Consider the following 15757-nt stretch of genomic DNA (forward strand, 5'->3'; position numbering starts at 1 on the left):
TTATACTCCTAGGCGTCTTTGACTTTAACGCAGCGCGTACCGATATTTGTGCCGTCATAAACTCCGATGAGGGCCTCGGGCATTTTTTCAAATCCCACGAGTTCATCAATCAGAGGTTTGAGCTGCCCAGAGGCTATCCAGGCGGCTAGCTGCGCGTTGCAACTTTCAAATTGATCCAGATAGTTATAGACAAAATAGCCATGCATCGTTGCATTGGCATCGCGTGTCTTGGTGTAATTTGTCAGGCCAAACTTTTCCTTGCGCGTATATTCGCTGATGGATCCGCACAAGATTATGCGCGCATTATAGGCAAGGTTATCCAGAGCCGCTGCTAATGTTTCGCCGCCAACATTATCAAAATAAATATCGATTTCTCGTTTTGATAGTGCGCGAATACGGGCTGCGACGTCCTCGTTTTTATAATCAATGACATCATCCGCGCCGAGACCTTTCACAATAGCGCATTTTTCAGGGCCGCCAGCTATGCCGATGACATGGCATCCAACAATTTTGGCCATTTGAACGACCATATGGCCTACGCCGCCTGCCGCACCTGATACCAAAACGGTCTCCCCCGCTTTGGGTTGTCCTTGATCAAAAAACGCTGTGTAGGCGGTTAGTCCTGTCATGGACAGGATGCGGACAGAATGAGCGTAAGATAATTCATGATGTTTGACACGGAGGAACCGCTCACGCGCTGTCATTTTTGATATTTTGTGAGTTTGCCAGCCAAGTTGCCCTTGGACGATTTCGCCGTCCTGCCAATCAGGGTGGTTTGACTTTACGATACGCGCCACGCCGCGACCGTGAATAACATCGCCAATGTCCAGTGGGGCTTCATTACTCATGGGACTATTCATCATATACATCCGCATGACAGGCGCGATACCGAGGTAGAGCGTCTCCAGCAGAACTTCACCGTCTTGTGGGTCTTTAATGGGGGCCTCTTTATAAAGGAAATCAGAGGCTTTTGGTTTCCCTTCTGGGCGCGCGCCTACACACCATTGTCTATTCACCGCGCTCACTGTGCGGGCTCAATTTTTGTGACTTGATTACATTCAAAGAAATGTCCGTCACCGTCCCATAAAAAAGTGGATAGGAAATGCTTTGTTTCGCCTTTGGCCCCTGTCGTGGACCATGTCTTCGGCTCTCCACGTGTCTTAAACCCCCTTGCTTCTGCACGCTCAAAAATCTCTTGCGCGTTCTCTGCGACAACAACAAAGACAGGGCGGCCGTAGCCTACCTCATAGGTGATGTCAGGGGCTGGCATAACGGGGTCTAAAAACTCCATTAGGCCAACCATGCCAATTTCTGCATGTTCAAACTGAATAATGCACAGGCGTAAGGTGTCGCCTTTTTTACCAATCGCTAGACCGCCGCCGTCCAGAACAAAGGGCCGATCAAACCAAACTTTTGCCCCCAGAACGTCGCGGTAAAACTCTAGCGCACGTTCCATGTCGCGCACCATGAGTGTTGTGCGTTTAATCTGATTTCCCATGTCGGTCCTTCCCAATAAACAAGATGCCAAGCCCCAGCGCCCAAGAGGCCCATTTTTCAATCATATCGGCTTGCGTACCGTCGATATTGGCGAATATCACAGCCGTCGAAAATCCTATGATAATAGCGAGTAGAACCTCGCCGCCTCTAACTCGCCATCCAAGGCATTTCGTAAGGACAGTTGGTCCGAACGCCGCGCCCAGCGCAACCCAACTGAAGAGGACGCGGCTAAATATATCTTTGGGTAGAAACAGCGTCATTAGCACGGCTAGAATGGCGATTGATACCATGGCAATACGGCCAAATAATAATGCACGCGCCGGGTCACGGTAAGTTAGACCCATGTCATGGGATACAGCAGAAGCCGCCGCCAGTAACAAGCTATCGACTGTAGACATTACGGCAGAGAGCACAGCGGCAATGACCACACCGGCCAAAACGGGGGGGAGGTATTGCTCTGCTGCTGCAAAGAACAGGCTCTCTCCGCCTGTATCTATTGAGAGTTTGCGACCCGCAAAGGCTAAGCAAACAAGACCTGTGTAGATAATTAAGCCCCAGCCAATCGTTATAGCAGCCCCTTGGATACGCTCGCTTGAGGACCGCACCGCCATAATACGGTTCAATAGCTGTGGCTGCCCTAGCGCGCCTAACCCTGTACCTAATAACCCCATGGCAACGCCAATGCCCGCCATGCCTGCTGCCCCGCCCGTGAAGCTGATATAGCTTGGGGTCTCGACTGTATGTATATGGGTCATGACAGCGCCAATACCGCCCGCAGCATGAAGCGTTGCCAAAGGTACTAAAATACAAGCGAGCATCATCACAACAGCTTGTAGGGCGTCGGTGATAGACGCGGCCCAAAACCCGCCAAGCAGGCAGTAAATAACAATAACCGCCGCGCCGATTAAGATGGCTTCGGTTGCATTGATATTAAAAATTTCTGTCAGCGCGTTGCCAGCCGCTTGAAACTGGCTTGAGATATAAAAGACAAAGCAAAACAATATCATCAACGCACAGACTATGCCGATACTACGTTTCCATTTTGCGGATACGTCACCCGTTATAAAATCAACGATTGTCATATATCCGCGGCTTGCCGTTTCAGAGTTAAGGCGCGGTCCGATAACAAACCATGTAAGAATGTATCCCCCAAATATACCAGGGATAAGCCAGAGCCCAACGGCGCCTTGGCTGAACACCAGCCCTGTAAAGCCGAGCAAGACCCAGGCGCTGGATGTTGAGGCGGCATAGGATAATCCCGCTGTCCAGGCCCCAAGCCCTTGGGCCCCTAGAAAGAAATCAGATTCATTGTGGACGCGTTTGGATGCCCAAAACCCGACTCCTAAAAGTATGATTTTATACGCGATGAGCGTGAGCAGAACGATTGTTGTCGATGCCATAAATCCCCATTATTTTTCTATTGTGTTAAACCGCACCCTAACGCGGGTTTTGATTTAAGTCAGGTGTATATTTACCCGCTAATATTAGCGTTAGAGAAATATGGAGGAAATTATGAGCGATAAAGCCAAGCGTGCCCCACGGTTATCCGAGCCGACTTATATGTTTATCTGCACGGATGGGCCTAAGACGAAGCCACTCCGCGAGGAACATCTGTTTGGTCATTTAGATCATATTGAGGCGAATAATGATGCGTACCGCATCGCGGGGCCGTTTCGTGATGACGCAAGCGGGGAGATCCTCGGTAGTTTCTTCCTCGTCAAAGCTGACAGCAAAGATGCCGCGTGGGAGATTATGCGCGGTGACCCTTATATTAGCTCTGACATGTATGCCTCAATAACTTGCCAGCACTTCATGCCAGCCTGCGGTGAATGGATGGGCGGCGTGATTTGGGACCAAGACGAAATTCGCGCTAACATGCCAAAATACACGTGACCCTATAACGGCGGGCTTTTTGAATTTTAAATAATGTCCGAGGCTTTAAGCTTTTCTATCACATCATCTTGGCGAGATTTGTAGAAATCTTTTGACGGCGGATTTGTTCCATCGCCTAGCGTTCCAGACGGATGCATGTCCATTTTCGCAAACATTTCTGCGTATAGCGCAGTGGGCTGACGTGCCAGCATATTGTCCATGCCGTTGCGCGCGCGTCTGTATCGTAGCGCAGTTATGTCAATATCAGCACAGGCGGTAATACTTTCGCCGCCGGGTGTTTCCGCGAGGATAATACCGCGGTCATCGACAATCTGGCTGCGAGCGTCTGTGCTATAGGCTGCCAAAGCGCTGCCTGTAATGCCTGCTGAATTGGCGGAAATAACGTAGCATTGGTTTTCTTGCGCGCGAGCAAGCTTGGCGACGTTTTTATATGTCCATTGGGTGCTGGCGGCTTCTGATGTTGGGTGCAGGATCACCTCTGCGCCTTTGCAGGCCAGTATGCGACTAATCTCTGGGTAGCGAATTTCCTCTGATGCCAGCGCAGCTAGGCGGCCGATGGGCGTGTCCAAGACAGGGAATAAATCATCGACGCTGTAACGCTTTAAATATTCATCCCACACATCATAAGGTGAGGGCGCATACATAGAAATCAACCGGCGATACCGTAAAGCGACATGGCCCGTAGGGTCGATAATAAAGCTAGCTTGAAAATACAAATCTGGAAAATGGGGATCGTTTTCATAGGCGTTACCCGCGATATAAATGCCCGCATCGGCTGCGATTTTTCCAAGCGCCTTATATTCTTGTCCCTCCACATCAATGGCGGCTTTTGATTGCCAATCACGCGCGGACTCGCCTGCTGGAAAACCCGTGAGGAAATATTCGGGCAAACAAACGAGTTTCAAGTCAGGGCCATGGAAGGCCTTGGCCGAGAATATTTGCCCGCGGATACGGGCAATAGAGCCATGCATGATAATACGGCTTTCCTCGCGGGACGCACAGCGATTAACGGCTTTACATTCAGTCTGGAGGGCTAAGGCCTTATAAATGATGGGGTTTGTCATAATCAGCTCTCTTTTCACACGGCCTTAACAGCTAGCGCTTGAGCGCCATTTCATCTTGACCTAAGTCATATTTCACCCCGCGAAAAGACCTATCAAGATAAAAACAAAAAGCGAGAGACGTGTGAGCCAAACTTTAAATGTGAAAAACCCGCGTACGGGCGAAGTGGATTATACAATTGAAGCCCTTGATGCCTCTGAGGTTGCAAGCCTGGCCGCGAGATTGCGTGGAACGCAAGGTGAGTGGCTATTACGGGGTTTGAAAGGGCGTGGAGATGCGCTGCTAGCGTTGGCTGCGTCATTAGAAAATCATGCAAACGCGATTATTGCTGCGCTTGAAATTGATACGGGTCGCAAAACGATTGCCTCGCAGGAAGTAATGGGCGTTATTGGCTCATTGCGCGGATGGACGCAACTTGCGCCGATGCTAATGCCAAAGCCTGAATGGACGCAAGGACGTATGAAGCCTAATTTCAAGCATCAGAATGACTATATACCTTACGCGCTTGTGGGTGTGATTAGTCCTTGGAATTTTCCAATGACCCTCTCATTTATCGACGCAATACCCGCTTTAATGGCTGGGGCTTGCGTGATGATAAAACCGTCAGAGGTCACGCCGCGTTTTGCCGATGCCGTTTCGAAAGCCATTGAAGAGGCAGGGTTGTCTGATGTTATTAGTTTTGCGCAAGGCGGCGGCGCGACAGGGGCTGCGTTGGTTGATAATGTGGATTGCGTCTGTTTTACAGGATCAGTTGCCACCGGACGTAAAGTTGCGCTCAGCGCGGCTGAGAACCTGATTCCAGCAAATCTTGAGTTAGGTGGCAAGGACCCAATGATTATAACGGCATCGGCTGATTTAGATAAAGCGGCAGAATTAGCTTTGCGCGCCAGCGTATTGGCTACAGGGCAGGCCTGCCAATCTATTGAACGCGTATATGTGCCTAGCGAACATTATGATAATTTTTTGGATAAATTAGTGTCTAAGGCCGAAGCCGTTAAGTTGAACTACCCCGATATATCACAGGGTCATATCGGGCCGTTTATTTTTAATAAGCAAGCGGACATTGTCGCAGGGCAAATCAAAGACGCGGTCACCAAGGGCGCACGCGTTTTAACAGGCGGCGAAATTCTGACACATGGCGGTGGTCGGTGGCTGCGCCCGACGGTTATTGCCGATGTGACCCACGCTATGAATATTATGGTCGAGGAGACTTTTGGTCCGGTGGTTCCCGTGATGGCCTATGACGGAATAGAGCACGCCATAAACTTGGCGAACGACACGAGCTTTGGTCTCTCAGGTGCCGTTTATGCAGGTACGATTGAGGAAGCCCATGAAATTGGACAGCACATCAATGCTGGAGCGATAAGCCTGATGGACGGTGCGTTGACGGGGCAATATTTTGAAGCCGGAAAGCAGAGCTTTAAGAACTCAGGGCTTGGCCCATCGCGAATGGGGGCAAACGGTTTCTTGCGCTTCTTTAGGCAAAAGGCTTATATCGCCAATACGGTCTGTCCGTTGACGATAGACGATTTTGCCGAAACCTAATCTTCATTTTGAAAAGCGCCCCATGACAACCAAAGACGACGCGATACAAATTCACATGACCACCAGCGAGATTGGGCGTATTACGCTTAATCAACCCGGTAGGCGTAATGCGCTGACAGCGCAGATGTGGGATGATTTAACCGTTGCATTAGCTACGGCGGCCGCTGACCCTGATTTAAAAGTCTTGATTATTACGGGCGCTGGGGAGCATTTTGCGGCCGGTGCGGATATATCTGAGTTTAGCAAACTTTATGCCACGCCAGACTCGTCCGCGGTTATCTCTCAGAAGATATCGGTCGCGTTGGACGCTATTGCAAATTTTCCGCGCCCCACAATTGCTAAGATTCGTGGGGCTTGCGTAGGTGGGGGTACGGGTATTGCGCTGGCTTGTGATTTGCGCTTTGCGGACGGCACAAGCAAATTCGCTATTACACCGGGTAAGCTTGGTCTTGTTTATCCGTTCTCCGATGTGCGTCGCCTCGTTCAAACAGTCGGGCAATCCGCAGCTAAAGATATTTTGTTCTCTGCCCGATTAATAGAAGCCGAAGAAGCAAAAACAATGGGATTAATTGATCGTCTAGTTGACCAATATGCGCTGGATCAAGAGGTGCGTGATTATGCCTTGTCAATTTGTGGGACATCAAAATCATCGGTGCAAATTACAAAACAAATGTTCATGGCTATCGCCGAAGGACAACGCGGAGAGACCGCATCAACCAAAAAATGGTTCCTTGATGCATTCAGTAGTGACGATTTTAGAGAAGGTTACTCGGCGTTTTTGGAAAAACGCAAAGCTCGATTTTAAGGCGCTACTTTTAATTGCGCATGATTGGGACATGTTGCGGAATTGACACATTGACGCAGTTATTTTGGCCGTTTCAGCCTGCAAAGTGAAATATATGACATAAATCAAATGAAAAGCAGGTTCCTAGGCGTTTATAGAGTCAATTACAGACTCAATGTTACGAAAAGGGGACAAAATGAGCGTTTTCAAACAAAATTATAAATCAGGTTTAACAGCATCCGTCGCCATTATCGGCGCTATGCTTATGGCTGATGCGGCCATAGCGCAGGTTAATGAAGACGACGAAATTATTGTAACAGCGCGTCGTCAAGCAGAGACGCTTATTGAAGTTCCCGTTGCGGTTGCAGCCTTCAATGAGGCTGCCATTGAAGATCTTGGCCTTCGCAGTGTCGATGATGTTGCGCGCCATACGGCTGGTTTTTCATTCTCCCAAGCGTTTGGTCGGACCACTGAGCGCCCTGTTATTCGTGGTGCAGCAAATATTTTGGCGGGTGTACAATTCGGTGTTGAATCAGGGGCCGCATATTTCATTGACGGAGTTTATTATTCGGGTGATCTGCAAGCGCTTGATACACGCGGATTAGAACGTGTTGAGGTTATTAAAGGCGCGCAATCTGCGCTATACGGGCGTAATACTTACTCTGGTGCCGTAAACTTTATTACGAAACGTCCAAGCAAAGATGGCTTTGAAGGCTCTGCCGAGGCGTTAGTGGCAGAAGACGGCGAAGTCGAAGTCTATGGCCGTATTTCAAATTCACTGGCGGATAATCGTCTTGGGTTTTCTTTGTCGGGTCGGTATTATGAATACGGCGGTGACAGCGCATGGATAAACGCCGACGGCGGTGAACAGCTTGGTAAAGAGCAAACATTGTCATTTAACGCCGTTGTTGATGCCGACTTTAGTGATAATTTCTCTGTGTTGGCACGGCTTGGTTATGTCGAAGACCGTGACGGCGCACGCCCGTTTAGTTTAGTCGGTGCCGAAAATAATAACTGCTTTCCAGGTTACAGGTCAGGCGCTTATTACAATCCCAACCACTTAAGTTTTTTGAACCCACCGTTTGCAGGTATCTTTCCAGACTCAGTCACAACAGACAGCACATTCCAGTATTTTTGTGGCAATCTTAGCCAATTTGAAGATCAAGCCCCCGCCCAAACGTTATCAAGCGGGCCAATTCAAGGCGTTATTCGTGATATGACGTTCGGTACGCTTAAGGCCGACTATGACCTAGACAATGGCTATACGGTCATGGCGCAGGCTGGCTTCCGTGCACAAGACATTATCGCCGGGTCGGATTCTACACATCAGGTTGGAACGATGAACTTCTTCCCAATCAGCCCGTTCTTCTCTATCCCGCAGGCTGATGGTTTGTTCTATAATGCGGCTCTGTCAGAGAGCTTTGATTATTCTGGTGAATTGCGTGTGGCATCCCCAGCAGAGGCCCGCGTACGATGGTCAGCGGGTGGTTTTTATTACAAAAGCGAAGACGACCGCTTTAGCGTCAGCTTTGCCAATACGGCTCCAGATTTTATCGGCGGCCTTGGCGACACGCTAACTGTTGAGAACAAAGCCATCTTTGCTACATTGGATTTCGACGTTACAGAGCAGCTGTCCTTGTCTTTTGAGGCGCGTTATCAAGAGGAAGAAAAAGGCCTTATTGACAGAGCAGAAAGTGTCATAACTTATGACGAGGTTGCGAAATCGTCTGATTTTATTCCAAAGGCAATCATTAGCTATGACATGGCGAATGGCGCATCACTTTACGGTAGCTACGCCCATGGTGTTAAACCCGGCGGTATTAATGGCCCGATTGGTATTCCAACCAATAACGAAAGCTATCTACCCGAAGAAAGTGATAGTTTTGAAATCGGATTTAAAACGCGCACTGGGGATGGCAAAGGCCAGATTACACTGGCGGCGTTCTTTAATGATATTTCACAATATCAACTGACGACGCCTGTGGCCGTGGCAGGGTCTACAGCTGTAAATTCCGTGGCGACCAACCAGGGTAATGCTGAGATTATGGGCTTTGAATTTGAAGGGTTCTATGACCTGACAGATAATCTGACCCTTGGCGGTACTTATGCTTATACCGATGCGGAATTCACATCGGGCTGTGATGACTTCCAGTTCACGCTTAATTCGGGTGGTTATCTGATCTCGCCATTTGATCAAAGCAACCCGCCGAGTGTTGGGACAATTCGCGGCTCTGCGGACCCAAATAACCCAACATTTGATCCTGATGGCTTATTCACGGGCAATTTAAGCTGTTCGATTGCTGGTAACAAAATTCCAATGACGTCAGAGCATCAGGCGAGCATTTATTCACGCTTTGAAATGCCCGTGAACGACACAATGAATTTCTTTACAAATGCAGATTTGACCTATGAAAGCTCTAAGTTCATTCAAGTTCATAACGGCATGGAAACTGGCGGCGCGACATTGTTGGGAGCTCAGATTGGTGTGAAATTTGATAGTGGCTTACGGATGGAAATTTTTGGTCGCAACATCTTAAACGAACGTACACCTCCGATTGCGACACGTTGGTTTGACTTCTTTGAAGGCTTTAGCACTATCAGTGCGTCTACGCCTGGCGCCACGTCGGTTGACCGTAACCCAACTGGACCGCGCGGCACGTTTATTTCCTACCGCCGCGGTAGCCAGTTTGGCGTCCGTGTAAAAGCGGACTTCTAAGGCGAGAAAAATACTTCCCTAAGCCCGGCGTTTTGCGTCGGGCTTTTTTGTAAAAGGATGAAGAACATGAAAGCAATTTTGAAATTTGGAGCAACCACTTTCTTCGCGGTTTTATTATCGTCTTGTGGTGCAAATGCGCCTGACAAGGACGCAGCTAATGATACAACAACCTCGATTGCGGCCCCAGATGCGGCAATGCAGAAATTTCCGACAGACCTTCGCCGTACTTCGCTAATCGTGTCTAGCATTGACGAAAGCCTCAAGCTCTACCGCGATGTTTTGGGTTTTCAGGTTAATTACGATACTGAAGTTACAATGAGCGGGAAGTCTTTGCCCGCTGGCGAACCAGGGGCCAAAGCCCGCCTCGTGTTACTCAGCACCAATGATAGTTGGGTCGGCTGGATTGGTATGCTGGAGTGGTTAGACCCAAAATTGGAAACACCAAGCGAACCTCGCCGTCGTCTTGGTATTGGGGATGCGGTCTTAGTATTTAATACTGAAAACGTTGATGAACATTGTGCTGCGGCTGCGAAATTGGAAGGTATCCATATGACGAACCCCGGCAGCGAAACAACCTATCCAGGACGTAACGGCGCACCGCCCATTGTTGTGCGTACATGTTACCTATTTGACCGTGACGGATACTTTATGGAACTGAATAAGATACTTGACCGTGAAAGCTACCAATAAGGTGATTATGCGCCTAACAGCTCTTCTTATCGCGTCATCAGTATTGTCATCTTGCGCGGGTATGTCTGACAACAATACGCCGTCAACATCAGAGCAATTTGCAGTAATTTTTGATAAGACTTTTGAGACAGCAAAAGATAGCGATGGATCCATTATTCGAGACAGACGAATGCGTATAAAATCCGACGCTTTAACGGGCGTGTGGTTCTATAGCCAAATGAATACGGGCGAGGATTTTAAACTCTATCGTCAACGCGTCTATAATTTCGTCGAACGTGATGACGGGCAGGGGTTGGTGCAAAAGGCTTATGGTCTTAACGACCCTGAACGTTATGCAGATGTCTGGGAGCGGCCTGAATTGCTTGCTCAACTCACGCAAGACGATTTCAAGCCGACGTTTAATGCTGGGTGTGACCCGCAATGGACACAGGGAAGCAATGGCGACTGGTCAGGGTATGTTGACCCACAAACATGCGTTATCGATTCTAAGCGCCGAAATATGCAAATACGCATTGAGTCTGAGAGTTTTTTGTCCGCAGATTTATACCAAACAACAGAGCGTGGTTATGACATTGATATGAACTTCTTATGGGGCTCGAAACCGGGTGAAATGAACACGCGATTCGTTACTCAACCCTAGTGATTTCGTTAAGCCTAAAACGGTTGTGTCGTACCAATAAAGCCGACAATCACGAGCAAAAGATAGGTCATCCGGACCCAAAACCGCGATTTGTTCATCGTCTTGAGAAGCGGTGCTTCTGTTTCTTCCGAGGAACCTTTCTCAATCAGGGCCATCAATAATGGTCCAACAGGCTTAAACATCACGTCGATCAGAATAGCGGCGACGAATATCAAGCCAAATAGTAAGGCCTTACTCGCGAGCCAGTTGGGTTCTAGCGGGGCATTTGTTACTAGCGATAATCCGCCAAGACCTAAATAAAAGGCTGCCAAACCCCACTTCAACACCATCTCTATCTTCTTAAGTTTTGTTGCTTTTGGCGTTTGCCCGGCGAGATGCGCCGCCCAGACGAGCCATAACCAGCCTAAGCTCACCGCCCATGCCGCAACCACACCCCATAAGGGCACTGCCCAATAACCGCCGGCCGCAACCAATGATATTGTGCTGGCAATCATGAGAGCCCACGCCGTACGCGGCCCCATATCCGTGATAACCAATAGCTTTAAAATTGTCAGACGTTCCTCAATGGAGTAACTGCGTTTACGGAAGTGATCGCCTAATATGGCTACCCCTAAATCAGCGCCAAGCCAAAACACAAACAGCAAGATGTGGAAGAAAACAAGGCTGCCATAAAGCGTGATCATCGGGACAGTTCCACTAATTCATAATGCGTCATCATATAGCCGTCCACGCCGCCACGCAGGAAGATGCCGTCTTCATCATTGGTCGTCCACATAACATAGGGCGGATGCTCTTCGGGTAGACCTTCGGCTGTATCGACAACCTCAAACCGTCTTGCTTCAAACGTGCCCGCGCCAACTGTAATGGTCTCATTGCCTGTATAGATTAAGCCAAATGATAGCGGGAAGAGCTCTGGTCCTGTTGCGCCGCGGTGATCAGGGGAACTCATCATTACATTGGCAATGCGGCGCTTTCCAGGCTCGCAGCCCAGCGGGAAGAACTTACCCAGGAAGCCGTCATTAACAATGGCGTGATTGCCAAACCATGTTGCGGGCGTGTCTAAGGGCATTGCCTCGGACGCCCGACCTGTTTTGACGTTATAGACTTCAAGCTCGCACGCGCTGTCCGTGAAATAAAACCAACCTGAGCCTTCAAATTTGCCCCCAATCGTCAATCGGGATGCACCGTCGCGGGGCTTCATCGTTTGGGTATCAAAACAGCTCGTAATATCACGGATGACATCTGGCGCATCGTCAATTTCACAATGCGCATGGAGGACAGAGGTGCCGTCACTTTGTTGGGTCAGGGTGAAAAACTCTCGTCCACGCTCTTGATTCATCCGGTCAGGCTTTTTGGATGTGTAAGCTATCGTACCGCGTATGGTCCTATGGTTTGTCATTATAGCCCCCTAAAGCGCGACAATACATTTGCCGACATTTTTGCCAGTCATCAGTTTTTCCATAAGCGCGCCCGCGTTATCTAAACCCTCAACACGGTCCTCAGTAATTGTCACTTTGCCAGATTTAACCCAAGGCGCGACTTCGGCGCGAAATTCTTCCCAGCGGGGATAAAAGTCATAGACAACAAGGCCGTGGACAGTTGCCCGCTTGCCAACAATTGGCCCGATGAGAGTCATGGCAGGTTCAGAACTGTGGTAGTGGGCAGCCAAACCGCAAAGCACGACACGGCCGTAAAGATTGAGGTTTTGCATGGCAAAAGCCAATTGGTCTGCGCCGACATTCTCGTAATGGACTGATACGCCGTCTGGAACGGCAGCTTTGTAATCATCTTTCCAATTTTTTGATTTGTAATCAACGCAAGCGTCAAAGCCGTAAACGTCCTGGACCATTTTGCATTTCTCTGGCCCGCCCGCGATGCCAATCACGGTCTTCGCGCCTCTCATACGCGCGATTTGTCCTGCCGTACCGCCTACAGGGCCAGCTGCAGCATTGACCGCGAAAACATCACCGTCATGAACACGGGCAAGCTGCGTGACGCCAGACCATGCAGTTAACCCAGGCATACCTAGAACGCCGGCATAGGTGCTTAGGGGGGCTGCTTTGGCGTCTACCACAGTAAATTCATTATCAAAAAACGTGTTAAACTCGGCCCACCATCCATCTGTTGCGTGGATGTGGTCGCCTTTTTTGACTTTGGGTGTATCGCTTTCAATAACTTCGCCGACGATGCCGCTGGGAATTTTCCCTTTCATGGGTATCGGTGGTTTTTGGTGCATATGCCCTTTATTCAGCAGATGGCCAACATAGGGATCAATAGAAATGAATTTGACCTTCACCAACACGCCGCCGTCGGGGCATTCGGGTCTAGCAACATCTATGGCCGTGAAATCCTTGGCTTTTGGAGCGGACTCAATACTATGTTTTAGGACGATTTGTTTCATTTAAGCCTCTATCATTTCGATTAAAGTGCCGTCGGGATCACGGAGCGTGCCAACGCGTTTGCTTTTATACATTATCCCGTCGCGCCGCGTTGGCGGTGTAATCCATAGCCCGTCATTTGCGGCCATAACAGCTTCAAAATCAGGATGATGAAAGGACGCAATTGCGGCGCAAGGTGGCAGCATACCGTCATGTGTTGGACGGGTGATTGTGCCGTCGGGATATTGGTCGATTTCCAAGAAGACGTCGCGTTCATGCTTTAAGGTCGCGATTGTGTGTTTTGTATCCGCGGGCAAATTAAACGCATTGTTGATCATCGAATAAATCAATTCGATGCTACGGCCTTTTTCAATCAACAAGTGCTTTTGCATCCATGCCCCTGTGGCTTCCATGTCAGAACAGGCAAGGACAAGAATGAATAAGCTGTCAATCAGGCTTTGAGCGCGGGGAAGATCATATTCTGCAAGGTCATCACGAATTTCAGTCAAATAGACAATCTCATCATCAGGCCCTTGAACTTGCATAGGAAAAATGGCGGGCAAACCGTCAAGTTCTTTGGGTGGCCCGATAATTTTAAATGGTGAGCGCTCCATGCGTTCATTGACCGTCAGCGTATCTTGATTGCAAATTTCAATAGCCGCCCACCCGTAACTGCGCAGGGGCTTATAACTCGGTACCGCGGCTTGTTCAATCAGGCGAATATAGATTTCGCGGTTAGAGGCGGGTTGTAGCAAGACATAGCGACAGCCCGCCGTTTTAGGTGCGTCCCAACTCTGTGCCAAATCTTTGGTAATTACGCCTTCTTCAACACATCGATAATCGAGCCAGTCGCAATATAAGGCGCGAGAGGCCGCAATATTTGCAACCGTCAATGTTGTTCCCCGTATGAGATGCACGGTTAGTCCAATCCCAAAGCGCCAGAGTTAATAACACCGTCGGGGTCAAGACCTGCTTTAATCATTTTAAGAACCTCAAAGGTCTCTGGACTCATGTTCTTCGCATAGGGATATGTGCGCCCGATTTGGAAATGCGCTGCGCCGTATTTTGAAAATATATCCAAAATGCCTTGGCGGGCTTGTTTAACGAAATCTGTGGCGTCTGGGTTTGTCTCAAACCGTTTGATCCGTTTCAGGACCGATGGCTCAACCGTGATTTCGTGGATGGGATGGATTTCCTCGGGCCAGATAAACACAGGTTCTATGAGAAACCCATTGGTTGACAGGGTCGTGAGCAGATATCCTGTTGTGATTTCATGCGTGTTAAATCCATCTTCCATCGATGCAAATAATGCTTCAATTTCAGCCAAGCATTCGGCACCGTCACCCATGCCGACAATGCCGTGTATAGGAACCCAGCGCTCTCCCTGCGGCCCTAAAATATTGTTCAGCGGGCCAAAGGGATTGGCGCGCATAATTTTTGGAATAGAGTTTTCAATTTCGCTGCCGCCATGACGGACCGCTATGTCTTTCAGGGTTTTCACTTTAGCAGCGACTTCTGCGTCCGAATGCCCTTCGACCATGAAATGCACAGAATAGGCGACATTATCCATATAACCGCGTCCAGCCATAGCGACTTTGGCGCCCTCTTTTAGGCCTTTAAGGATACCGCCTTTTTGTTTCGTAATGACATTGGTCAGGCTTTTAACATCGGCGGCAAAACTAGCGCGTTTCATGCGCACGGCCTGCAGATTAGGGTCAAAGCCAAATAACTCACAGGCCAAGCCAAGACGCCCCATTTCCATTTGCGACCGCACCCAACCGTCTGATGTATCAAATTCAAAACTTGCGTAACCTTCATGCGCGGGTAGGGGAATTAAGCGAAAGGTAGCCTCTGCTTTATAGGCCAGCGCGCCAGCATCAGAGAGGAATAATCCTGTTAAATCAGGGCCGTATTGCCGCCAAAAGGGTTTGCCCCTTGGGCTGGCCGCTGTGCCTGTTTTCACGATTGTGCCGTCAGCTAAGACAACGGTTAGTGAGGTTACGCTGTCGGTCGACGGGCCGTGTGTGCCTGCGCCGAAGAATGCATTGTTTTGGGAAAGCCCGCCACCAATCGTTGAACTAAACCCCGATAACGGTCCCCAAAACGGCGTACGAAGGCCGAGTGGCTTCAGCGCCTCATAAAGAGCCATCCATGTGACCCCAGCTTGAACGGTGACATACATATCGTCAGCGTTGATCTCGAGAATCTTATCCATTTTGGAAAAATCCAAAATACCCGTCTTATCCTTTGATGGTGTATAACCATTGGTATAGGACATTCCGCCACCGCGCGGATTCAAGCGCACTTTGCCGCGAGAGGCAATCTTCACCGCCTCTGACAATTGCTCTGTATTATGGGGGCTGATAACAAAGTCTGCGGTTTCACCGACTGACCAAATATCTTGACTGAACAATTCGCGTTTGGCTTTTTCATCAGACAGCCCTGCTGCTCCCAAAACTTGTGTTAGGCTTTTCATATCATCGTCAGATAAGCGCTTGTTCATTGCGGTTCCTCATATCTATGTCGTATTTCATCTAACCTATTGTGATTAC

Annotated in this window: 15 protein-coding genes; 6 read left to right on the forward strand and 9 right to left on the reverse strand. The window is 49.1% G+C overall.

Translation table 11 applies throughout. The features are described 5' to 3' along the window. Nucleotides 1-8: 8 nt before the first annotated feature. The 3 genes from AB6B37_RS06695 to AB6B37_RS06705 are packed head-to-tail and all read right to left on the reverse strand — an operon-like array spanning nucleotide 9 to nucleotide 2897. Complete coding sequence (locus AB6B37_RS06695) at nucleotides 9-1016, reverse strand: NADP-dependent oxidoreductase (RefSeq protein ID WP_371398117.1); 1008 nt, start codon at nucleotides 1014-1016, stop codon at nucleotides 9-11. Nucleotides 1017-1021: 5 nt separating this feature from the next. Next, a complete protein-coding gene (locus tag AB6B37_RS06700; RefSeq protein WP_371398118.1) occupies nucleotides 1022-1498 on the reverse strand; it encodes a VOC family protein in 477 nt (158 codons plus the stop codon). Continuing rightward, nucleotides 1482-2897, reverse strand: a complete 1416-nt coding sequence (locus tag AB6B37_RS06705) for a sodium/proline symporter (RefSeq protein ID WP_371398119.1) — start codon at nucleotides 2895-2897, stop codon at nucleotides 1482-1484. The genes AB6B37_RS06700 and AB6B37_RS06705 overlap by 17 nt, the downstream gene beginning before the upstream one ends. A 112-nt stretch (nucleotides 2898-3009) precedes the next feature. Between AB6B37_RS06705 and AB6B37_RS06710 the strand changes: the two genes are divergently transcribed. Beyond that, nucleotides 3010-3390 carry a YciI family protein gene (locus AB6B37_RS06710; protein ID WP_371398120.1) on the forward strand — a complete coding sequence of 127 codons (381 nt, stop codon included), beginning with the start codon at nucleotides 3010-3012 and terminating at the stop codon, nucleotides 3388-3390. Nucleotides 3391-3416: 26 nt separating this feature from the next. Here the strand turns inward: AB6B37_RS06710 and AB6B37_RS06715 are convergent, their stop codons facing one another. Next, nucleotides 3417-4454 (reverse strand): nitrilase-related carbon-nitrogen hydrolase, encoded by a 1038-nt coding sequence (locus AB6B37_RS06715; protein ID WP_371398121.1) that lies wholly within the window; start codon nucleotides 4452-4454, stop codon nucleotides 3417-3419. A gap of 121 nt (nucleotides 4455-4575) precedes the next feature. Between AB6B37_RS06715 and AB6B37_RS06720 the strand changes: the two genes are divergently transcribed. The 5 genes from AB6B37_RS06720 (at nucleotide 4576) to AB6B37_RS06740 (ending at nucleotide 10827) form a co-directional block, all read left to right on the forward strand. Continuing rightward, nucleotides 4576-5997: an aldehyde dehydrogenase family protein gene (locus AB6B37_RS06720; protein ID WP_371398122.1), complete on the forward strand. Its 1422-nt coding sequence runs from the start codon at nucleotides 4576-4578 to the stop codon at nucleotides 5995-5997. 22 nt (nucleotides 5998-6019) lie between these two features. Then, complete coding sequence (locus AB6B37_RS06725; RefSeq protein WP_371398123.1) at nucleotides 6020-6802, forward strand: enoyl-CoA hydratase-related protein; 783 nt, start codon at nucleotides 6020-6022, stop codon at nucleotides 6800-6802. 175 nt (nucleotides 6803-6977) lie between these two features. Then, nucleotides 6978-9497, forward strand: a complete 2520-nt coding sequence (locus tag AB6B37_RS06730) for a TonB-dependent receptor (protein ID WP_371398124.1) — start codon at nucleotides 6978-6980, stop codon at nucleotides 9495-9497. Nucleotides 9498-9563: 66 nt separating this feature from the next. Next, on the forward strand, nucleotides 9564-10187 hold the full coding sequence (locus tag AB6B37_RS06735; protein WP_371398125.1) for a VOC family protein: 624 nt from the start codon (nucleotides 9564-9566) through the stop codon (nucleotides 10185-10187). A gap of 7 nt (nucleotides 10188-10194) precedes the next feature. Next, the gene (locus tag AB6B37_RS06740; RefSeq protein ID WP_371398126.1) at nucleotides 10195-10827 is read left to right on the forward strand and encodes a chromophore lyase CpcT/CpeT; all 633 of its coding nucleotides are present in this window, start codon (nucleotides 10195-10197) and stop codon (nucleotides 10825-10827) included. A gap of 14 nt (nucleotides 10828-10841) precedes the next feature. On the opposite strand, the gene AB6B37_RS06745 is transcribed toward AB6B37_RS06740, so the two are convergent. From AB6B37_RS06745 to AB6B37_RS06765, 5 genes are read right to left on the reverse strand one after another with little or no spacing between them, the layout of a single operon-like run. Beyond that, nucleotides 10842-11510 (reverse strand): hypothetical protein, encoded by a 669-nt coding sequence (locus AB6B37_RS06745; RefSeq protein WP_371398127.1) that lies wholly within the window; start codon nucleotides 11508-11510, stop codon nucleotides 10842-10844. Next, nucleotides 11507-12226, reverse strand: a complete 720-nt coding sequence (locus AB6B37_RS06750; RefSeq protein ID WP_371398128.1) for a hypothetical protein — start codon at nucleotides 12224-12226, stop codon at nucleotides 11507-11509. The genes AB6B37_RS06745 and AB6B37_RS06750 overlap by 4 nt, the downstream gene beginning before the upstream one ends. Before the next feature lie 9 nt (nucleotides 12227-12235). Then, nucleotides 12236-13228 (reverse strand): zinc-binding dehydrogenase, encoded by a 993-nt coding sequence (locus AB6B37_RS06755; RefSeq protein ID WP_371398129.1) that lies wholly within the window; start codon nucleotides 13226-13228, stop codon nucleotides 12236-12238. Beyond that, a complete protein-coding gene (locus tag AB6B37_RS06760) occupies nucleotides 13229-14098 on the reverse strand; it encodes a VOC family protein (RefSeq protein WP_371398130.1) in 870 nt (289 codons plus the stop codon). It lies immediately after the preceding gene. A 26-nt stretch (nucleotides 14099-14124) separates the two neighbouring features. Next, on the reverse strand, nucleotides 14125-15708 hold the full coding sequence (locus tag AB6B37_RS06765) for an FAD-binding oxidoreductase (protein WP_371398131.1): 1584 nt from the start codon (nucleotides 15706-15708) through the stop codon (nucleotides 14125-14127). Nucleotides 15709-15757 lie beyond the last annotated feature (49 nt).

It is taken from the genome of Fretibacter rubidus (assembly GCF_041429785.1).
In the GTDB taxonomy this organism is placed as follows: domain Bacteria; phylum Pseudomonadota; class Alphaproteobacteria; order Caulobacterales; family Maricaulaceae; genus Fretibacter; species Fretibacter rubidus.